Source organism: Neisseria maigaei (assembly GCF_958267405.1).
Taxonomy (GTDB): Bacteria; Pseudomonadota; Gammaproteobacteria; order Burkholderiales; family Neisseriaceae; genus Neisseria; species Neisseria bergeri.
The window spans coordinates 53,952-74,928 of record NZ_CATQFT010000060.1 but is presented as its reverse complement, the minus strand read 5'-3'; the positions used below and the strand labels follow the sequence as shown (position 1 = coordinate 74,928).

Annotated in this window: 19 protein-coding genes and 2 pseudogenes; 11 read left to right on the top strand and 10 right to left on the bottom strand. The window is 53.6% G+C overall.

Features of this window, described 5'->3' with window-relative positions; genetic code table 11:
* The first annotated feature begins 178 nt into the window (after positions 1-178).
* The 3 genes from Q3O06_RS10515 to Q3O06_RS10505 all read left to right on the top strand — a co-directional run bounded on the left by Q3O06_RS10515 (position 179) and on the right by Q3O06_RS10505 (position 3,242).
* Complete coding sequence (locus Q3O06_RS10515) at positions 179-2,260, top strand: carbon starvation CstA family protein (protein ID WP_301818792.1); 2,082 nt, start codon at positions 179-181, stop codon at positions 2,258-2,260.
* On the top strand, positions 2,250-2,444 hold the full coding sequence (locus tag Q3O06_RS10510) for a YbdD/YjiX family protein (RefSeq protein WP_002212918.1): 195 nt from the start codon (positions 2,250-2,252) through the stop codon (positions 2,442-2,444). The genes Q3O06_RS10515 and Q3O06_RS10510 overlap by 11 nt, the downstream gene beginning before the upstream one ends.
* 237 nt (positions 2,445-2,681) lie before the next feature.
* Complete coding sequence (locus Q3O06_RS10505) at positions 2,682-3,242, top strand: rRNA large subunit pseudouridine synthase E (RefSeq protein ID WP_118792269.1); 561 nt, start codon at positions 2,682-2,684, stop codon at positions 3,240-3,242.
* 276 nt (positions 3,243-3,518) lie between these two features.
* Here Q3O06_RS10505 and Q3O06_RS10500 read toward each other — a convergent pair whose 3' ends face one another.
* The 3 genes from Q3O06_RS10500 to Q3O06_RS10490 form a co-directional block, all read right to left on the bottom strand.
* The gene (locus Q3O06_RS10500) at positions 3,519-4,736 is read right to left on the bottom strand and encodes an aspartate kinase (protein ID WP_301818791.1); all 1,218 of its coding nucleotides are present in this window, start codon (positions 4,734-4,736) and stop codon (positions 3,519-3,521) included.
* A 201-nt stretch (positions 4,737-4,937) separates the two neighbouring features.
* The gene (gene rph, locus Q3O06_RS10495) at positions 4,938-5,666 is read right to left on the bottom strand and encodes a ribonuclease PH (protein WP_301818790.1); all 729 of its coding nucleotides are present in this window, start codon (positions 5,664-5,666) and stop codon (positions 4,938-4,940) included.
* Between the two features lie 81 nt (positions 5,667-5,747).
* Entirely contained in the window at positions 5,748-6,212 is a 465-nt protein-coding gene (locus tag Q3O06_RS10490) for a universal stress protein (protein WP_101132176.1), read from the bottom strand.
* Between the two features lie 217 nt (positions 6,213-6,429).
* Here Q3O06_RS10490 and Q3O06_RS10485 point away from each other — a divergent pair, with 217 nt between their 5' ends.
* The 8 genes and pseudogenes from Q3O06_RS10485 (at position 6,430) to Q3O06_RS10455 (ending at position 15,491) form a co-directional block, all read left to right on the top strand.
* On the top strand, positions 6,430-7,206 hold the full coding sequence (locus Q3O06_RS10485; protein ID WP_301818789.1) for a tRNA threonylcarbamoyladenosine dehydratase: 777 nt from the start codon (positions 6,430-6,432) through the stop codon (positions 7,204-7,206).
* A gap of 123 nt (positions 7,207-7,329) precedes the next feature.
* On the top strand, positions 7,330-7,857 hold the full coding sequence (locus Q3O06_RS10480; protein WP_301818788.1) for a hypothetical protein: 528 nt from the start codon (positions 7,330-7,332) through the stop codon (positions 7,855-7,857).
* Between the two features lie 17 nt (positions 7,858-7,874).
* Positions 7,875-8,013 (top strand): annotated as a pseudogene (locus Q3O06_RS11230) (VENN motif pre-toxin domain-containing protein); the annotation flags it as partial.
* 198 nt (positions 8,014-8,211) lie between these two features.
* Positions 8,212-9,057 (top strand): segregation and condensation protein A, encoded by an 846-nt coding sequence (locus tag Q3O06_RS10475; RefSeq protein ID WP_301818786.1) that lies wholly within the window; start codon positions 8,212-8,214, stop codon positions 9,055-9,057.
* 17 nt (positions 9,058-9,074) lie between these two features.
* Positions 9,075-10,400 carry a branched-chain amino acid transport system II carrier protein gene (gene brnQ, locus Q3O06_RS10470; protein WP_301818785.1) on the top strand — a complete coding sequence of 442 codons (1,326 nt, stop codon included), beginning with the start codon at positions 9,075-9,077 and terminating at the stop codon, positions 10,398-10,400.
* 107 nt (positions 10,401-10,507) lie between these two features.
* Complete coding sequence (gene pncB, locus Q3O06_RS10465; protein WP_301818847.1) at positions 10,508-11,716, top strand: nicotinate phosphoribosyltransferase; 1,209 nt, start codon at positions 10,508-10,510, stop codon at positions 11,714-11,716.
* Between the two features lie 91 nt (positions 11,717-11,807).
* Positions 11,808-13,526, top strand: a complete 1,719-nt coding sequence (argS, locus tag Q3O06_RS10460) for an arginine--tRNA ligase (RefSeq protein WP_301818784.1) — start codon at positions 11,808-11,810, stop codon at positions 13,524-13,526.
* 546 nt (positions 13,527-14,072) lie between these two features.
* Complete coding sequence (locus Q3O06_RS10455; RefSeq protein ID WP_301818781.1) at positions 14,073-15,491, top strand: sulfatase-like hydrolase/transferase; 1,419 nt, start codon at positions 14,073-14,075, stop codon at positions 15,489-15,491.
* A gap of 986 nt (positions 15,492-16,477) precedes the next feature.
* Here the strand turns inward: Q3O06_RS10455 and Q3O06_RS10450 are convergent.
* The 7 genes and pseudogenes from Q3O06_RS10450 to dnaQ all read right to left on the bottom strand — a co-directional run bounded on the left by Q3O06_RS10450 (position 16,478) and on the right by dnaQ (position 20,828).
* Positions 16,478-17,224, bottom strand: coding sequence for an amino acid ABC transporter permease (locus Q3O06_RS10450; RefSeq protein WP_301818780.1), 747 nt, complete (start codon positions 17,222-17,224; stop codon positions 16,478-16,480).
* A pseudogene (locus Q3O06_RS10445) lies at positions 17,208-17,387 on the bottom strand (hypothetical protein). The gene Q3O06_RS10450 and the pseudogene Q3O06_RS10445 overlap by 17 nt, the downstream one beginning before the upstream one ends.
* 15 nt (positions 17,388-17,402) lie before the next feature.
* On the bottom strand, positions 17,403-18,077 hold the full coding sequence (locus Q3O06_RS10440; RefSeq protein ID WP_301818779.1) for a thermonuclease family protein: 675 nt from the start codon (positions 18,075-18,077) through the stop codon (positions 17,403-17,405).
* A 68-nt stretch (positions 18,078-18,145) separates the two neighbouring features.
* The gene (gene rpiA, locus Q3O06_RS10435) at positions 18,146-18,817 is read right to left on the bottom strand and encodes a ribose-5-phosphate isomerase RpiA (protein ID WP_301669692.1); all 672 of its coding nucleotides are present in this window, start codon (positions 18,815-18,817) and stop codon (positions 18,146-18,148) included.
* A gap of 76 nt (positions 18,818-18,893) precedes the next feature.
* Entirely contained in the window at positions 18,894-19,376 is a 483-nt protein-coding gene (gene ispF / locus Q3O06_RS10430; protein ID WP_301818845.1) for a 2-C-methyl-D-erythritol 2,4-cyclodiphosphate synthase, read from the bottom strand.
* Positions 19,377-19,407: 31 nt separating this feature from the next.
* On the bottom strand, positions 19,408-20,097 hold the full coding sequence (gene ispD / locus Q3O06_RS10425; RefSeq protein ID WP_301818778.1) for a 2-C-methyl-D-erythritol 4-phosphate cytidylyltransferase: 690 nt from the start codon (positions 20,095-20,097) through the stop codon (positions 19,408-19,410).
* Complete coding sequence (gene dnaQ / locus Q3O06_RS10420) at positions 20,094-20,828, bottom strand: DNA polymerase III subunit epsilon (protein WP_301818776.1); 735 nt, start codon at positions 20,826-20,828, stop codon at positions 20,094-20,096. The genes ispD and dnaQ overlap by 4 nt, the downstream gene beginning before the upstream one ends.
* Positions 20,829-20,977 lie beyond the last annotated feature (149 nt).

Genomic DNA, 20,977 nt, shown 5'->3' with positions numbered 1-20,977 from the left:
CCGTTCAGGCATATTCCGACAGTGTGAGATAAGGATTTATTCGATGTTTCAACACACAGGATGACACATAAAGCACCGCCCTATGTGTCGTCCTGATTTGGAAGGGGTTACGCCCCTTCCAAATAAAGTCTAGTTCTACCGCCCTAAGGGGCGGGGTTTCAACCAAAAAGGAAATACGATGAAATCACTCAAAACCTTCCTCATTTGGGGCATAGTGGTACTGGTCGGCTTAGCATCCTTTACCACTTTGGCTCTCAGCCGAGGCGAACAGGTCAGCGCGGTATGGATGGTTACCGCCGCCATATCCGTTTACTGCATCGCCTATCGTTTTTACAGCCTCTACATCGCCAACCGCGTGATGCGGCTCGACCCTAACCGCCTGACTCCGGCAGAACGCCACAACGACGGCTTGGACTACGTTCCGACGCACAAAGGCGTATTGTTCGGACACCACTTTGCCGCGATTGCGGGCGCGGGCCCTTTGGTCGGTCCGGTTTTAGCAGCGCAAATGGGTTACCTGCCCGGTACTTTGTGGATTATCTTCGGCGTGGTATTTGCCGGTGCGGTACAGGATATGATGGTCTTGTTCGTCTCTATGCGCCGCGACGGTAAGTCTTTGGGCGATATTGTGAAACAGGAACTCGGCACTGTCCCCGGCGTGATTGCCTCCATCGGTATTTTGATGATTATGGTCATCATTATGGCTGTGTTGGCGTTGATTGTCGTAAAAGCATTGGTTCACAGCCCTTGGGGTACGTTTACCATTGCAGCAACTATGCCGATTGCGCTGTTTATGGGTATTTACACGCGTTATATCCGTCCGGGCAAAATCGGCGAGATTTCCATCGTCGGCTTTATTTTGCTGATGTTGGCGGTGGTTTACGGCGAAGATGTGGCGAAAAGTTCCTTTGGGCATTGGTTCGACCTTGACGGCATCCAGCTCACTTGGGCGATTATGATTTACGGCTTTGTCGCCTCCGTATTGCCCGTATGGTTACTGCTCACTCCGCGCGACTATCTCTCCACCTTCCTGAAAATCGGTACGATTGCGGCTTTGGCTTTGGGCATCGTCATCGTCAATCCCGCTTTGCAAATGCCTGCGGTTACCCACTTTATCGACGGTTCCGGCCCGGTATTCTCAGGCGCATTGTTCCCGTTCTTGTTCATTACCATTGCCTGCGGTGCGGTTTCGGGCTTCCACGCGCTGATTTCCTCCGGCACCACGCCGAAAATGCTGGAAAACGAAACCCACGTCCGTATGATCGGTTACGGCGGTATGTTGATGGAAAGTTTCGTGGCGATTATGGCACTTGCCGCCGCCGCTTCGCTCGATCCCGGCGTGTACTTCGCGATGAACAGCCCCGCCGCCCTGATCGGTACGGATGCCAACACCGCCGCCGAAGTGATTACCACCAAACTGAACTTCCCTGTCGATGCCGCAACCCTGTTGCACACCGCTAAGGAAGTGGGCGAAAACACCATCCTTTCCCGTGCAGGCGGTGCACCTACCCTCGCAGTCGGTATGGCGCACATTATGAGCCGCCTGATTCCGGGCGAGGCGATGATGGCGTTTTGGTATCACTTCGCCCTGTTGTTTGAAGCCTTGTTCATCCTGACCGCCGTCGATGCCGGTACGCGCGTCGCACGTTTTATGATTCAAGACTTGGGCAGCATCTTCTACAAACCTTTCGGCAACACCGACTCCATCCCCGCCAACCTGATTGCGACCTTCTTCGCCGTGGCATTGTGGGGCTACTTCCTCTACACCGGCGTAACCGACCCGCTGGGCGGCATCAACTCGCTCTGGCCGTTGTTCGGCATCGCCAACCAAATGCTGGCGGGTGTGGCCTTAATTATGTGCGCCGTTGTACTGATTAAGATGAAACGCGACCGTTATGTCTGGGTGGCGCTCGTTCCCGCCGTCGGCGTACTGTTCGTAACCTGCTACGCCGGCCTGCAAAAACTGTTCCACAGCGACCCGCGCGTCAGCTTCCTTGCCCACGCAGGCAAATACAGCGACGCATTGGCTAAAAACGAAGTCCTCGCACCGGCCAAAGACATCGGCGAAATGGCGCAAATCATCTTCAACGACAAGATTAATGCCGGTCTGACCGCATTGTTCCTCTTAGTCGTCGTCATCGTTGCCATCTACGGCGTGCGTACCGCCCTCAAAGCACGCAAAGTCGGCTGGCCGACCGCCAAAGAAATCCCGGCGGTGTACCGCGACGGCAAACAGCCGGAGGCACAAAGTGAAGCATAAGCTCGCGTCTTGGTGGAAAACCATCAAGCTGACGGCAAACTTGATGGCAGGCGTGCCCGATTATGAAAACTACGTTGCACAGCAGCGCAAACATAATCCCAACGCCCCCGTAATGACCAAGCTGCAATTTCAAGACTATTGCCGCAAACGCCGCTGCGGCGCAAACGGCGGACGCTGCTGTTAAGCCTGCTTGAAACAAATGCCGTCTGAACGCCGCTTCAGACGGCATTTTATGCTGAAACCCCGCCCCGCAAGCCAAACGGCTGCCATATCGGACAGGTTCGTCCGTCGGCAAACCATGTTTTCTCCGCACAAAAATAACCATACGGCACAGTCAGTGTGTTGCCCCTTTCCGCCCCTCTGTTGCCGCCGCCCCGAAAGGCGGATTTGCAACCCTTAATGAAATGCCGGTAAACAAACCATGAAAAACCTCATCGCCTTCAACAAACCCTATGGCGTTATCTGCCAATTTTCACCGCACGAAAAACACAAAAGCCTCAAAGACTTCATCGATCTGCCCAGCTTCTACCCCGCCGGACGGCTCGACACCGACAGCGAAGGGCTGCTTCTGCTGACCGACGACGGCAGACTTCAGGCAAAAATTACCGACCCCAAATTCAAACAGCCCAAAACCTACTGGGCGCAACTGGAAGGCTCGCCCGACGAAAGCCGTTTGGATATTCTGCGAAAAGGTGTGGACTTGGGCGATTTCACTGCCCGCCCCGCCCTCGTCCGCGTTTTAAATCCCGGCGAAGCCGAGTGTTTGTGGGAGCGCGTTCCGCCGATACGCGTCCGCAAAACCGTTCCCGATTTTTGGATTGAAATTACCATTTCCGAGGGCAAAAACCGCCAAGTCCGGCGAATGACCGCCAAAGCCGGATACCCCTGCCTGCGACTGGTCAGGGTAGCCAGCGGCAGACTGAAACTGTTTGATTTGGATTTAAAACCCGGGGAATGGGCATACGCCCCGTTCAGACCATAAAGCCGCACTGCCCTGCCATTATCCTTTTGCCCCTGCCACTTACCGCTTAACGCTTAAAACAATTAGTAAAGCAAGGGCTTATTCTAATTATATAAGACGGCCTCAAATTTTTACCGATTGAAACATCTTTAATCACGATGAGCTACAAATTTTAAAGGCAGAAAGGGTTTTCTCCGTCCGGCGGAACAAAAATATGCCGTCCGAACGTTCGGGCGGCAGACAAAACGGCACTGCCCGATAAAGGCAGTGCCGTTGTCCGTTTCAAACCGTAAAACATCAACCCAAATCAAAGGCTTTATGCAATACCCTGGTCGCCAGTTCCATGTATTTTTCATCAATCAATACGGAAACTTTGATTTCGGAGGTTGAAATCATTTGGATGTTGATGCCCTCTTCGGCGAGCGTGCGGAAGATTTTGGCGGCTACGCCGACGTGCGAACGCATACCCAAACCGACTGCGGAGACTTTGCACACGATGTCGTCGCCGTCGATGGAAGCCGCGCCGATGCTGTCTTGGCGTTCGGACAGGATTTCCAAAGTCTGTTTGTAATCGCCGCGCGGTACGGTAAAAGAAAAATCGGTCGTGCCTTCGCTGCCGACATTTTGGATAATCATATCGACTTCGATGTTGGCATCGGCGACCGCGCCCAAAATCTGATAGGCGACACCGGGTTTGTCGGGTACGCCGCGCACGTTGATGCGGGCTTGGTTTTTATCGAATGCGATACCGGTTACGGCGGCTTTTTCCATATTGTCGTCCTCTTCAAATGTGATTAAAGTGCCGTTGCCGCCGTCTTGCAGGCTGCTCAGTACGCGCAGGCGCACTTTGTATTTTCCGGCAAATTCTACTGAACGGATTTGCAAAACTTTCGAGCCGAGGCTTGCCAGCTCAATCATTTCTTCAAACGTTACCGTATCCATACGGCGCGCCTCGGGTACGACGCGGGGGTCGGTGGTATAAACGCCGTCCACGTCGGTATAGATTTGGCACTCGTCGGCTTTGAGCGCGGCGGCGAGCGCGACGGCGGAAGTGTCCGAACCGCCGCGTCCGAGCGTGGAAATATCGCCTTCGCTGCTGATGCCTTGGAAGCCGGCAACGATGACGACTTTGCCATCGGCGAGGTCGGCGCGCATTTTTTCATCGTCGATGCTTTCGATGCGGGCTTTGGTGTGGGCGGTATCGGTTTTGAGGGCGACCTGCCAGCCTGTGTAGCTTTTGGCATCCACGCCGATATTTTTCAACGCCATTGCCAAAAGGCCGATGGTTACTTGTTCGCCGGTGGAGAGGACAACGTCCAACTCACGCGGATCGGGGTGCTCCTGCATTTCGTGCGCCAACGCGACCAGGCGGTTGGTTTCGCCGCTCATCGCGGACACGACAACAACGATATCGTGTCCTTCGGCGCGGGCTTTGGCGACACGTTTGGCCACGTTTTTAATGCGTTCGGGCGAGCCTACCGATGTGCCGCCGTATTTGTGTACGATTAACGCCATATTTCGTGCTTTCTTGTGTGGGATTGGTCGGGCAGCATAGTTTGCTGGAAAAGCGGCTATTATTACTATTTTTTACATGAAGTTCAAGAACGGACTGCGCTTTCCCGCCTGCCGTTTGATAGCGGTCAGCAAAAAACCTGTTCTTTCAGATTTTTGACAAAATGCCGTCTGAACGGTTTTCAGACGGCATCCGGACGACAATCAGGCGGCGGACAACGCATTTTGCTGATAACGCAGCAGTTCGCCTATGCCTTTTTGCGCCAGTGCAACCAGTTTGCCCAACTCGTCCAAACTGAACGGTGCGCCTTCCGCCGTCCCCTGTATTTCGATGATTTTGCCCGAAGCGGTCATGACGATGTTCACATCACTGTCGCAGCCGGAGTCTTCGGGATAATCCAAATCCAAAAGCGGCACGCCGTTCACTACGCCTGCTGATACGGCGGCAACGGCTTCACGGATGGGGTTTTCACTCAATATGCCGTCTGAAACCAGTTTGCCGACGGCGATTTGCAACGCGACAAACGCACCGGTAATCGAAGCCGTGCGCGTGCCGCCGTCTGCCTGAATCACGTCGCAGTCAATCAAAATTTGGCGTTCGCCGAGTTTTTCCATATCCACAACCGCGCGCAGCGAACGCCCGATCAAACGTTGGATTTCTTGTGTGCGTCCCGACTGTTTGCCCGCCGAAGCTTCGCGGCGCATCCGCGAAGCGGTGGACGCAGGCAGCATCCCGTATTCTGCCGTTACCCAGCCTTGGTTTTTACCGCGCAAAAACGGTGGGACGTTTTCGTCTATGGAGGCTGTGCAGATGACTTTGGTGTTGCCGCATTCAATAAGGCACGAACCGTCCGTATGCGGCAGGAAATGAGGGGTGATTTTGATATCGCGCAGGCTGTCGGCGGCGCGTGAGGTGCGGATGTAATCAGGCATACTGCCCTCCCGTTAAAAACAGATAAATTAAAAAGCCTTAAATATGAAAAATCACATTTAAGGCCTTCAAACTGAAAATTTCTACACCTCTTCGGCTTTGCTGCGGATAATCAAAAGCGGCAGATGGCTTTGGCGCATGACGGTTTCGGCGAAACTGCCCATCAAAAGGTGCATCAGCCCGGTGCGCCCGTGCGTGCCCAACACCAGCAGGTCGGCACCGTTTTCATCGGCATAATCGACCAAATCCTGCGCCATTTCGCGCGCGCCCTTATTGGCAACCAGCAGGTGTTTGACGGTATTTTCCACACCCAGTTCCCGGGCGGTGCGCTCGGCGGCATCCAAAACCTCGTTGCCTTGCGCGACGGCGGCGGCTTCGTAGCTTTCGTGTTGCAGGAATTCGGGGGCAAGCGCCATATATTCGGCAGGATTGGCAACGTGTACCAAAGTCAGACGCGCACCGTTGACCCCGGCAAGCTCGGCGGCGTGTTTCAGGGCATTGATGGACGTTTCACTGCCGTCAACGGCAACAACCAGATGTTTGTACATATCATATTCTCCTTTTGCACCGCCTCGCGGTGCCGTCTTGTCGGATGGGCGCAGGGACAGTTTGCGCCGTTTCATTATAGACCCGCCGTCGGGCTTTATACAACAGCCGAACAGCCTGACTGCTTTCCAGTATAATATGCCGCTTTCGTGCAGTCAGGCATTTTTTGCCGGCTTTCGTTCACTTTTTTGATTTGACGCAATCTTGCAGGATTCGACCATGTCCGACAACGCTTTGACCTCTTCACGACGCTTCGGCGGCATCGCCAGACTCTACGGAGACTCTGCCTTGGCGCACTTTTCACAGGCACACGTCTGCGTGGTCGGCGTGGGCGGAGTCGGCTCTTGGGCGGTCGAGGCTTTGGCGCGGACGGGCATCGGACGTTTGACTTTGATTGATTTGGACAATGTTGCCGAATCGAATGTCAACCGCCAGCTGCACGCCCTGACCGGCGACTTCGGCAAGGCGAAAGTTACCGCCTTGCGCGAACGCATTACACAAATCAATCCGCAATGCGAAGTATTTGAAATTGAAGATTTCGTTACCGAAGACAATTTGCCGGAATACTTCGGAAAAGGTTTTGATTTCGTCATCGACGCGATTGACCAAGTCCGCGTCAAAGCGGCAATGGCGGCTTATTTTGTAGAAAACCGACAGCCTTTCATCGTCAGCGGCGGAGCGGGCGGGCAGAAAAATCCCGCCCTGATCCAAACCGCCGATTTAAGCCGCGTAACCCACGACCCGCTGCTTGCCAACCTGCGCTACACACTGCGTAAACGCTACGGGTTCAGCCGCGATACGAAAGCAAAAATGCGCGTACCTTGCGTGTTCTCAACCGAAAACATCACGCCGCCGCAATCGGGCGCGGCATGTTCTGCCGATGCCGCGCCACAGGGGTTGTCGTGCGCGGGCTACGGTGCAAGCATGCTCGTTACCGCTTCGTTCGGGCTATATTGCGCACAGGCGGCGGTGGAACACATCGCAGGCAAAAAATAAGCAATGCCGTCTGAAACAGGATTCAGACGGCATTTGAACAAACTATGGTTATGATTTAGGACAACAAAGGATACGGATAAAAAATAACATAAAATAATATACCAAGTATCGGAGAGCTATTTAATGGAATTCGTTAATAATTTAGTTATTTTTTCATTTTTATTACTAATGCTTATTCCGATATTTCTTGTAGTATATGGTATATACCATAAGATACGTTATCGCAAAATATGTATCCTAAGAACAAGTTTTACATTATTAGTGGTGATACTTTGCAGTATGTATTACATATATTGCCGTTATCTTGACCAACAAAAAGTAGCTTATTATTGCATAGATGAACAATGTATTTCTATTGTTCATCTATATAAAGATTATGGTATAAACTCTCCCACATATGCGAGAATTTACGCAGGAAAAATATTGTTTAGATTTCAAGTAATAGCTAAAAATTACGCTGAATTACTTATGGAAGATGATATATCAATTAGTAAAAAAATTTTGGGGAATAAATTTATCATTTATGGGTCGCTACCTGTAATATACGGTAATGTAGATAATATTGAAGTAAAAGAAGCTACTGGTTATATAGATAGAGCCAGTACTGATTATATTGTCTCAAGAAACTTAAAATTCAGACATTTATATTAATTAAGAGGTTTTAGCAAGAGTGCCGTCAAAATATAGGGCGCATCATCGAATTCGCGAAAGACAAACGCTACGATGAACGTTTCAAGGATTTGAAAAAAAGAATCCATAGGCTATCTGAACCGGCATCCCGGTTTGGTGGCCGACTACCTGAAGGCGGCAATCAAGCTGTCGGTTCAGAAAAACCAACATCGGCACGCCTAAAACCGTATTCGCAATCTACTCCTTTTCAAAACATTTGCATTTAAAAGCCGTTATAATGCCGTCTGAACATCTGCCCGACCACATTATGCGTGAATGCCGGCAGATTGTTTTCTTTTGTAAACTTATATTAAAATCCACTTACCGATTCACGCCATGCCGCCCATCCCTGCCCCATCCGCACCATCTGAGCACACTGTCGCATGGGTATTCGGCCAACCCGTTACCGATTTGCCCCAGGATTTGTTTATCCCGCCCGACGCGCTGAAAGTCGTATTGGGCAGTTTTCAAGGCCCTTTGGATCTGCTGCTCTACCTTATCCGCAAACAGAATATCGACGTACTGGATATTCCGATGGTGAAGATTACCGAACAGTATCTGCACTATATTGCCCAAATGGAAGCCTATCAGTTTGATTTGGCGGCAGAATATCTTTTGATGGCGGCAATGCTGATTGAAATCAAATCGCGCCTGCTGCTGCCGCGTACCGAAGCCGTCGAAGACGAAGAAGCCGACCCGCGTGCCGAGTTGGTGCGCCGCCTGCTTGCCTACGAGCAAATGAAGCTGGCGGCGCAGGGTTTGGACGTGCTGCCCCGAGCCGGACGGGATTTCGCGTGGGCTTACCTGCCGCTGGAAATTGCAGTCGAGACGAAGCTGCCCGAGGTTTACATCGCCGATTTGACGCAGGCATGGTTGGGGATTTTATCGCGGGCAAAACACACACGCAGCCACGAAGTAATCAAAGAAACCATCTCCGTCCGAGCGCAAATGACGGCAATCCTGCGCCGTTTGAACGAACACAGGATATGCAGGTTTCACGACCTGTTCAATCCCGAACAGAGCGCGGCTTACGTGGTCGTCAACTTCATCGCACTGTTGGAGCTTGCCAAAGAAGGATTGGTCGGAATCGTGCAGGAAGACGGTTTCGGAGAAATCCGAATCAGCCTCAATCATGAAGGGGCGCATTCAGACGGCACGACCGGGACAGAAACACCGGATTGACCTATTTAAAAAGGAACATGATGACAAGCAAACAAAACCAAGCCTCATTATGGGCGGTCGGACTGATGCTGTTTGCCCTGTTTTTCGGTGCGGGCAACCTGATTTATCCCGCCTATCTCGGTCAGCAGGCAGGCGAAAACTGGCTGATTTCCATGCCTGGCTTCCTATTGACCGGCGCAGGCCTGCCGCTATTGGGCGTAATCGCCATCGGCTACTCGGGTTCCCGTGATGTCGAAGCACTCGCCTCGCGTGTCGCCCCCTGGTACGGCATAGCGTTTGCCGCCTCCCTCTACCTTGCCATCGGCCCGCTGTTCGCCCTGCCCCGGACGGCGACGGTTTCCTTTGAAATCGGCGTTTTACCGCTGATCGGCAACCTTCCCCCGAATATGGCTCAGGCAGTATTCAGCCTGCTTTTTTTCGGCCTGGCCTACTGGCTTTCGATGTCTCCGGGCAAATTGGTTGACCGCATCGGAAAAATCCTGACGCCCGCACTCCTGCTGACCATCGCCGTATTGGTCGGTTATGCCGCACTCAACCCCATCGGCGCACCGCTTGCCGCACAAGGCGATTTTGCCGGCCGCCCGATGATTAAAGGCATTTTGGAAGGCTACGGCACGATGGACGCCCTCGCCTCGCTCGTATTTGCCATTATCATTATCGACGCTGTCCGCGCCATGGGTGTCGACAACCGTTCGGACCTGCTGAAAACCACCGCCATATCAGGCCTGATGGCTGCAGGCTGCCTTGCTGCGGTTTACCTGCTGATAGGCTATATGGGGGCGACCAGTGTGGCGGGAATCGGTTTGCAGGAAAACGGCGCGCTGGTATTGTCGAAATCGGCACAATACTATTTCGGACTGGGCGGCAACCTGCTGCTGGGCGTTATCGTACTGCTGGCCTGCCTGACCACGGCGGTCGGCCTGGTTACTTCGTGTGCCGAATACTTCAACCGCCTCTGTCCGGGTATTTCCTATAAAACCTTCGTCATCATCAATACGCTGGTTTCCATCGTCTTGGCAAACAAGGGGCTGTCCGCCATCCTTCAGATTTCCGTCCCCATGCTCATGCTGCTTTATCCGCTGACCATCGTACTCATCCTGCTGACCCTGACCGACAGGCTGTTCGGCAGCAGCCGCATCGTCTATTTCTGCACCATGATGCCCGCACTGGCGGTCGGCCTGCTCGATGCCTACAAAACCGCCTTCGGTTTCAGCGAAACGGCAGCAAAAGCCATCGACAAAGCCCTTCCCCTATACAGCATAGGACTGGGTTGGATTATTCCCTCTTTAACCTGCTTTGCCTTAGGCTGCCTGCTCAATGCGGCCGTAAGGAAAAAACCCTGAAACCATGCCGTCTGAAAGACCTTCAGACGGCATTTTCGGCACACGGGGCGGGCGCGATGTGTTCTAATACGCCCCAAGCCGCCAACAGAAATCTGGAGACACGCCATATGACCGGCATCATACATTCGCTGCTCGACACCGACCTCTACAAATTCACTATGCTGCAAGTAGTCCTGCACCAGTTTCCGCAGACGCACAGCCTTTACGAATTCCGCTGCCGCAACGCCTCGACCGTCTATCCGCTTGCCGACATCAGGGAAGACTTGGAAGCCGAACTCGACGCACTCTGCCGCCTGCGCTTCACCCACGACGAACTCGGCTATCTGCGCTCCCTGCGCTTCATCAAAAGCGACTTTGTCGATTATCTCGAACTCTTCCAGCTCCAACGCCGCTTCGTACAAGTCAGCCCCGATGCCGAAGGCCGTCTGAACATCCGCATCGAAGGCCCGATGATACAGGCGATGTTTTTTGAAATCTTCATCCTCGCCATTGTCAACGAACTTTACTTCCGCCGCCTCGAAACCCCCGCTGTTATCGAAGAAGGCGAACGCCGGCTTCAAGCCAAAGCCGCGCGTCTGAAAGAAATAGCCGCCACACAGAATCCGGACGATCCGCCCTTCCTGATTTCCGACTTCGGCACACGCCGCCGCTACAACCTCCCATGGCAGGAACACGTCATACGCACCCTGCTTGAAGCCGCCCCCGGCATCGTACGCGGCACCAGCAACGTTTACCTCGCCAAAAAACTCGGCATCACGCCCATCGGCACCATGGCGCACGAATTCCTCCAAGCCTTCCAAGCCCTCGATGTGCGCCTGCGGAATTTCCAAAAGGCCGCGCTCGAAAGCTGGGTGCACGAATACCGGGGCGATTTGGGCGTTGCCCTGACCGACGTTGTCGGTATGGATGCCTTCCTGCGCGATTTCGACCTCTATTTTGCCAAACTCTTCGACGGGCTGCGCCACGACAGCGGCGACCCTTACGTTTGGGGCGACAAAGCCTACGCCCACTATCAAAAGCTCAAAATCGACAGCCGCACCAAAATGCTGACCTTCTCCGACGGGCTGGACATCGAACGCTCTTGGGCATTGCACCAATATTTCAAAGGTCGCTTCAAAACCGGCTTCGGCATCGGCACCAACCTCACCAACGATATGGGGCATACGCCCTTGAACATCGTCTTGAAACTGGTCGAATGCAACGGGCAGTCCGTCGCCAAGCTGTCCGACTCTCCGGGCAAAACCATGACCAACAACAGCACCTTCCTCGCCTACCTGCGCCAAGTGTTCGGCGTACCCGAGCCAGGAACGCCGTAAACCGGCAGAAAAAGCGCACAATTCCTGTTTCCGCCGCATAAAATCTTTTAAAATACCGCCTGATTTGAATTTAACCGAGAGACCGAACTTCATGAACCTACACCAAACCGTCGAACACGAAGCCGCCGCCGCCTTTGCCGCCGCAGGCATCGCCGACAGCCCCGTTGTCTTGCAGCCAACCAAAAATGCCGAACACGGCGATTTCCAAATCAACGGCGTGATGGGTGCGGCGAAAAAAGCCAAACAAAATCCGCGCGAATTGGCGCAAAAAGTGGCCGAAACATTGGCGGGCAACGCCGTGATTGAAAGCGCAGAAGTCGCCGGCCCCGGCTTTATCAACCTGCGCCTGCGTCCTGAATTCCTCGCCCAAAACATTCAGACGACCTTGAGCGACGCGCGTTTCGGCATAGCAAAAACCGACAAACCGCAAACCGTCGTTATCGACTATTCTTCGCCTAATCTGGCGAAGGAAATGCACGTCGGCCACTTGCGTTCCAGCATCATCGGCGACAGCATTTCGCGCGTGTTGGCATTTATGGGCAACACCGTCATCCGCCAAAACCACGTCGGCGACTGGGGTACGCAGTTCGGTATGTTGGTCGCTTATTTGGTCGAGCAGCAGAAAGACAATGCCGCGTTCGAGCTGGCGGACTTGGAGCAGTTTTACCGCGCCGCCAAAGTGCGCTTTGACGAAGATCCCGCCTTTGCCGACACCGCGCGCGAATACGTTGTGAAGCTGCAAGGCGGCGATGAAACCGTATTGGCATTGTGGAAACAGTTTGTCGATATTTCGCTCTCGCACGCCCAAGCCGTTTACGACACGCTGGGTTTGAAGCTGCGCCCTGAAGACGTGGCGGGCGAATCGAAATACAACGACGATTTGCAGCCCGTAGTCGATGATTTGGTTCAAAAAGGTCTGGCGGTCGAAGACGACGGCGCGAAAGTCGTGTTCTTGGACGAGTTTAAAAACAAAGAAGGCGAACCCGCTGCGTTTATCGTGCAAAAACAAGGCGGCGGCTTCCTTTATGCTTCCACCGATTTGGCGTGCCTGCGCTACCGCATAGGCCGTCTGAAAGCCGACCGCCTGCTGTACGTCGTCGACCACCGCCAAGCCCTGCACTTCGAGCAACTCTTTACCACTTCCCGCAAAGCAGGCTATCTGCCGGAAAACGTCGGCGCGGCATTTGTCGGTTTCGGCACGATGATGGGCAAAGACGGCAAACCATTCAAAACGCGCAGCGGCGACACCGTGAAACTGGTCGATTTGCTGACCGAAGCCGTCGAGCGCGCCACCGCTTTGGTGAAAGAAAAAAATCCCGAATTGGGCGCAGACGAAGCTGCGAAAATCGGCAAAACCGTCGGCATCGGCGCGGTCAAATACGCCGATTTGAGCAAAAACCGCACCAGCGATTATGTGTTCGACTGGGACGCCATGCTCTCGTTTGAAGGCAATACTGCTCCTTACCTGCAATACGCCTACACCCGCGTGCAAAGCGTATTCCGCAAAGCCGGCGAATGGGACGCAACCGCGCCAACCGTTTTGACCGAACCTTTGGAAAAACAACTGGCCGCCGAGCTGCTGAAATTTGAAGACGTACTGCAAAGCGTGGCAGATACTGCGTATCCGCACTACCTCGCTGCCTACCTCTATCAAATCGCTACCTTGTTCAGCCGCTTCTACGAAGCCTGCCCGATTTTGAAATCAGAAGGCGCAAGCCGCAACAGCCGCCTGCAACTGGCAAAACTCACCGGCGACACGCTGAAACAAGGCTTGGATTTGCTGGGCATCGATGTGTTGGACGTAATGTAAAACCGCACCGCCCGATTGCGGACAACAGCCCCGCAATCAACCGGCGGATCATCCTCATCCGAATCTGAAAAAAGCGGCGCGATACACCGTATCCGCCGCCCTTCCCAAAATGCGAAACAGACAAACGCCAAGCAAGCAAGCAAGCAAGCAAGCAAGCAAAAAATTATAACCCCCTTCCTGCCGACGCACGCACTTTCCGCGCGGCGCATTCCCCTTTTCCCGCCACTCAAACCCGCCTTTTCTTCAGGCAGGGTTTCAGCCCGCCCCCTTTCCCTGTTTTCCTTTCCCCAACACGCGCGCGCCCCCTGCCGCACCGTGCCGCATTTTCGCGCCCGGACGGCATCGGTCTGTCATTCGATTCTCTGTTTTAAATACCCCTGTTTCAGAAAGAAATGCAGATGTTTCAACACACAGGACGACATATAAAGCACCGCCCTATGTGTTGCCCTGATTTGGAAGGGGTTGCGCCTCCCAAATAAAGTCTGATCCTGCCGCCCCGAAGGACAGATGTCCGAGTGGCGAAGTTTCAACCGAAAAGGAAATACGATGAATATTCACGCCCTGCTCTCCAAACAATGGACGCTACCGCCATTCCTGCCGAAACGGCTGCTGCTGTCCCTGCTGATACTGCTGGCCCCCAATGCGGTGTTTTGGGTTTTGGCACTGCTGACCGCCACCGCCCGCCCGATTGTCAATTTGGACTACCTTCCCGCCGCGCTGCTGATCGCCCTGCCTTGGCGTTTCGTCAAAATTGCCGGCGTATTGGCGTTTTGGCTGGCGGTTTTGTTTGACGGGCTGATGATGGTGATCCAGCTTTTCCCTTTTATGGACCTCATCGGTGCCATCAACCTCGTCCCCTTCATCCTGACCGCCCCCGCCCCTTATCAGATAATGACCGGGCTGTTGCTGCTGTATATGCTGGCAATGCCGTTTGTGTTGCAGAAAGCCGCCGCCAAAACCGACTTCCGACACATTGCCGCCTGTGCCGCCGTTGTGGCGGCAGCCGGCTATTTCACCGGCCATTTGAGTTACTACGACCGGGGGCGGATGGCCAATATCTTCGGCGCAAACAACTTCTATTACGCCAAAAGTCAGGCGATGCTCTACACCGTCAGCCAGAATGCCGACTTTATTACCGCCGGCCTGGTCGATCCCGTCTTCCTCCCCTTGGGCAATCAGCAGCGTGCCGCCACGCATCTGAACGAGCCGAAATCTCAAAAAATCCTCTTTATCGTCGCCGAATCTTGGGGGCTGCCGGCCAATCCCGAACTTCAAAACGCCACTTTTGCCAAACTGCTGGCGCAAAAAGACCGTTTTTCGGTTTGGGAAAGCGGCAGTTTTCCCTTTATCGGCGCGATGGTCGAAGGCGAAATGCGCGAACTGTGCGCCTACGGCGGTTTGCGCGGATTTGCACTGCGCCGCGCGCCCGACGAAAAATTTGCCCGCTGCCTCCCCAACCGTTTGAAACAAGAAGGTTACGCCACCTTTGCGATGCACGGCGCGGGCAGTTCGCTTTACGACCGCTTCAGCTGGTATCCGAGGGCGGGCTTTCAAGAAATCAAAACCGCCGAAAACCTGATCGGTAAAAAAACCTGCGCCATTTTCAGCGGCGTGTGCGACAGCGAGCTGTTCGGCGAAGTGTCGACATTTTTCAAAAAACACGACAAGGGACTGTTTTACTGGATGACGCTGACCAGCCACGCCGACTATCCCGAATCCGACATTTTCAACCACAGGCTCAAATGCACCGAATACGGCCTGCCCGCCGAAACCGACCTCTGCCGCAATTTCAGCCTGCACACCCAATTTTTTGACCAACTGGCGGATTTAATCCGACGGCCCGAAATGAAAGGCGTGGAAGTCATCATCGTCGGCGACCATCCGCCGCCCGTCGGCAACCTCAATGAAACCTTCCGCTACCTCAAACAGGGGCACGTCGCCTGGCTGCACTTCAAAATCAAATAACAACAATGCCGTCTGAACGCACCAACAGCCTTCAGACGGCATTTTGCAGACAGACCGACCCCCTCAAGCCCACTTTTTTCATCATCTCCGATAAATTGTTTTGTAAGAATCCAAAATCACGGGAAGTTATCAAAAAAAACAGAAACCATCCGCCGTCATTCCCGCGAAAGCGGGAATCCAAAGCCACGGGAATTTATCGGAAAAACTGAAACTTCTCCGCCGTCATTCCCGCGAAAACGGGAATCCGGAAACCCAAAGCCACGGGAATTTATCGGAAATAACTGAAACGCCGCCGCCGTCATCCCCGCGAAAGCGAGAATCCGGAAACCCAAAGCCACAGGAATTTATCGGAAATAACTGAAACGCCGCCGCCGTCGTTCCCGCGCAGGCGGGAATCTAGGTCTGTCAGTGCGGAAACTTATCGGATAAAACGGTTTCTTCAGATTTTACGTTCTGGATTCCCACTTTCGTGGGAATGACGGGATGTAGGTTCATAGGAATGACGTAGTGCAGGTTTCCGTATGGATGGATTCGTCATTCCCGCGAAAGCGGGAATCCGGAACCGGAAACCGCAGAAATTTATCGGAAAAACCGAAACTCAAAAACAACGGAAACCGAACGGACAGGATTCCCGCCTGCGCGGGAATGACGGCTCATACATCACCCAAAAAAATTGAAACCAAACAGATGGGATTCCCTCTTGCGTGAGGCTGACAGATGCCGTCTGAAAGACTTTCAGACGGCATAGGGCGTTTTCTCTTTGAATTTATAGTGGATTAACAAAAATCAGGACAAGGCGACGAAGCCGCAGACAGTACAGATAGTACGGAACCGATTCACTTGGTGCTTCAGCACCTTAGAGAATCGTTCTCTTTGAGCTAAGGCGAGGCAACACCGTACTGGTTTTTGTTAATCCACTATAAATTTGCTACAAAAAAGCTGCCCCAAATGAATACCCGGGCAGCTTTTTGTTGATATGGCTCCAATCAGCGGTGTTGCGGATTGTAACGTTTTTCCAAACGCAGGAATATCCAACCCAAGAAAGTCGTCATCAGAAGATAAATCAGGGCGACGGCATAAAGCGGTTCTTCATAAACCGAGTACCGGCCCGTAATCGTTTTCTGAACATAGGACAACTCCGGCACGGCAATGACCGACAGCAGCGAGCTGTCTTTCAAGAGCGTGATGAACTCGCTTGCCAAAGGCGGCAGCATACGGCGCAATGCCTGCGGCAGGATCACATAGCGCATCGCCTGCGGATAAGTCATACCCAAAGAACGCGCCGCCTCCATCTGCCCTTTGTCTATAGACTGGATGCCCGCGCGGAAAATCTCACAGATATACGCCCCCGAGTTGGCGATCAGTGCCAAAGAACCGGCAATCAGCGGCCCATATCCCCGACGCAGCTCGACTGCCGCCTTGCCGCTGACCAAAATGCCGTCTGAAGAATTGACGAAAAACAGAAACCACACATACGCCCAAATCACAATCTGCACAAACAGCGGCGTGCCGCGGAACAAGGTAACGTACAACAGGGAAAACTTACGCAGCACCCATGCCAGAGCACGCATCGGCGCACCGGCTTTTTCCAAGTGAATTAGGCGTGCCAATGCCAAAAGCAACCCCAATACCGAACCGCCCGAGGTCGCCACGACCGTCAGCCCCAGTGTCGTCAGTGCGCCGTAAAGGAACATCCAGCGGTATTCGTAAATAATGTCAAAACGAAAATCCATATAGTGTCCGTATCAAAAACCGGCGGAATTGCCGCCGTTGCAAAATAATCCGCTATTTTACCGTAAAAACCGCCGCCTGAACTTTTTTATCGCGGTAGACGGCGGTTGCGCGTTTCCGCAAAAATGCAGGGCGCGCGGTTTTCAGACGGCATTTGCCGTTCAAAGCCATGCGGTGTCTTTACCAAATGCCCAACCATTCGCCCACGGAATCCATCCAATCCTTATTGCCCCCGCCGCTCCTGCCTGCCCGGCGGTACGCCCACGGCGCTTGCGGATTTTTAGCTTTCCACAATCCTTTGCGTTCCCTTTCCGCCTGAATTTGAGCATCGGCATAGTCGGCAAAATCTGCCTTATCCTGCTGTTCTTTAGCATAACTTTTATAATGCCACGCCGCCCCGTCCTGCACCTGCATCAGGTTCAAATCGGTTTTGCCGACAGAAACCTGCGCCACTTCGCGCTGGTAGCGGTCGGTATCGAACACGCGCACGCTGACTTTCCTGCCTTCCGCCGCCGCGCGCAGGTTGTCGCGCGAACGCGTGCCGTAAGCCTGCTTCATCTCCGGCGCATCGATATACGCCATGCGGATTTTGTGTTTCGCGCCGTCGCCGTCGATAACGTGCAGGGTATCGCCGTCATAGACTTTAGACACCGTGCCTGTGTAGCGGTGGCCGGATTTCGCCGATGCCCGTTGGCGGGCGGGCGTTTCATACCTACCCGCACCCTCCTCTACACCTAATTCATTCAGTACGGCAATACCGGTACGGACAAGCTCGCTGTCGTATCCCGTATAACCCAACGCGCCCAAAAGCGACAGGGCGACGGGAAGCCATTTCATGATTTTTTTAATCTGCATATTTTTCAAATGCCGATGCCGTCTGAAGATATCGGAACCGGATTTCAGACGGCATCTTAACGTCAGGATTACCCTTGGCAGGGATAGATGACTTTCGCACCCTCTTCCGTCCCCAAAATCAACACATCGGCGGCATCGCGGGCGAATATGCCGTTTTCGAGCACGCCGGTGATTTTGTTGATTTCGTCTTCCATCGTCAGCGGTTTGTCGATATTCAAGCCGTGGACATCGACGATTTGGTTGCCGTAAAACGTGGTGTAGCCGATACGCAATTCAGGCTGTCCACCCATGGCAAGCAGGCGGCGCGACACGAGCGAACGCGCGCTTTCGACGACTTCCACTGGCAGAGGGAATTTGCCCAAACGTGAAACATATTTGCTTTCGTCCGCAATGCAGACGAATTTTTCTGACGCGCTGGCGACGATTTTTTCGTTAAGGTGTGCGCCGCCGCCGCCTTTAATCATTTGCAGGGCGTGGTTCACTTCGTCCGCACCGTCGATATAGACCGCCAACCCCGATACTTCGTTCAAAGAAACGACGGGAATATCATATTGGGCAAGCAGTTCGCTGGATTTTTTGGAAGTAGATACCGCGCCTTTGATTTTTTTGCCGCTCTTACCCAAGGCTTCGATGAAAAAGTTGATGGTCGAGCCGGTACCGATGCCGATATATTCATTTTCGGGTACGAATTCGACTGCTTTTTCGGCGGCGATGCGCTTGAGTTCGTCTTGTGTCGTCATATTTTTGTCCTTTGGGAAACCGTATCAACAAACAGCCGCCATCTTAACATTTTTTTGCACGTCCTGCCCGCCGCGTTCAAATCCGTACCAGCAATACCGCCGCCTGCGCCTCTATGCCTTCCATGCGCCCGAGATAACCGAGTTTTTCGTTGGTTTTGCCTTTGATGTTGACGCACGAAATATCGATACCCAAATCGGCGGCGATGTTGGCACGCATTTGCGGAATGTGCGGCGCGAGTTTGGGTTTCTGTGCAATCACGGTCGTATCGACATTGGCCGCCTGCCAACCCTGCGCCTGAACGCTTTGATACGCCGCACGCAAAAGGGCGCGACTGTCCGCATCTTTAAACTCTGCGGCGGTGTCGGGAAAATGGCTGCCGATGTCGCCCAAACCTGCCGCACCGAGCAGCGCGTCGGTAATGGCGTGCAACAGCGCGTCGGCATCGGAATGTCCGAGCAGCCCTTTTTCAAATGGGATTTCAACTCCGCCAAGTATCAGCTTTCTGCCTTCGGTCAGTTGGTGGACATCGTAGCCCTGTCCGATACGGATGTTCGTCATCGTTTGTGTTCCTGATGTTTTGAATTGAAGTTCAGACGGCATTGAGCAGCAGCCTGACGATGTATGCGTCCTGCGGCTGCGTCAGTTTCAAATTGCGTGCGTCGCCCTGTATCAGTAGCGGACGCATACCCAGTTTTTCCACGGCGGACGCTTCATCGGTAATGCCGTCCAAGTTTTCCGCAGTCAATGCGCGGTACAGCAGACCCGCTTGAAAAAGCTGCGGCGTTTGTGCCTGCCAAAGGCTCGTCCGCTCGACGGTTGCACTAATGTTCCCACCGTCCGCGCGCTTGAGCGTATCGGCAACGGGAATTGCCAAAATTCCGCCTTCGGCGGCGTTGCCCGCCTGTTCTATCAAACGCGTCAGAGCTTCAGACGGCAGGCAGCAACGCGCGGCATCGTGTACCAGAATATTGTCGGTTTCCGCCGCCAAATCGGTTTCCAACAGTTTTGCCACACCGTTGCGGACAGTTTCGGCGCGGGTCTGTCCGCCGTTTTTCCACACCCGAACCTGTGGAAATGCCGTCTGAACCTTATCGGCAAACGTGTCTTCGAGCGAGACGACAACGACGGTCAAATCGACGGCCTCATGCCGTTCAAAAATCCCAAGCGTATGTTCTAAAACGGTTTTGCTTCCGATTTCGACATATTGCTTGGGTTTGTCCGCACCGAAACGCGCCCCGATGCCCGCAGCGGGAATCAGCGCGATATTTTTGCGCTTCATGCGTTTTCCCCGCCGTTTTCAGACGGCACGGCTTCCTTACGCCAAATACAGGCTTCGCCCAAGCCGTCGAGATATTCCTCATGTGCAGCCAGTTCGGCTTCATCCGCCTTAATCACTTTCAGTTTGGCACCTAGTTTCATTTCGGCAGATGCAACAGGTTTGGCTGCCGGCTCTTCCTCCTCGGCCTCCCCCATCAGGTCGAACTGCCGCCGCGTCATCGCTAAATAAACTTCGCCCAAAAGTTCGCAGTCGATCAATGCGCCGTGCAGGACGCGCTTGCTGCGGTCGACGGAAAAACGGTTGCACAGGGCATCCAGGCTGGCTTTCTGCCCGGGGAACATTTCGCGCGCCATCGCCAGGGTATCGGTAACGGTGCAGCCGAGTTCCTCGACAGTCGGCAACCCCATCCGGCGGAACTCCATATTGAGGAAGCCCACGTCGAATTTGGCATTGTGGATAATCAGTTCCGCACCGCGCAGAAAATCGGCAATCTGCCTGCCGACCTCTGCAAACGGCGGCGCGTTTTTCTCTTCCAAAACCTGTATCGTCAAGCCGTGGACGCGTGCCGCCTCTTCGGGCATATCGCGCTCGGGATGGACATAGAGGTGCAGGTTTTTGTCGGTCATTTGGCGGTTGACCATTTCCAGACCGGCAAACTCGACCAAGCGGTCGCCGCCGTCGGCATACAGGCCGGTGGTTTCGGTATCGAGGATGATTTGGCGTGTCGTCATATCGGTGTCTTTCTTCTATCTTCGTAAATTGCTTATTTTTTAAGCAATGCATTTTTCTGTTTTCATTTCAATGCACAAACCCACTTATTCACAGCGTGTTCACAACATTGGACAGGCGGATTGTGTATTTTGGGGACAATTTTTTCAGA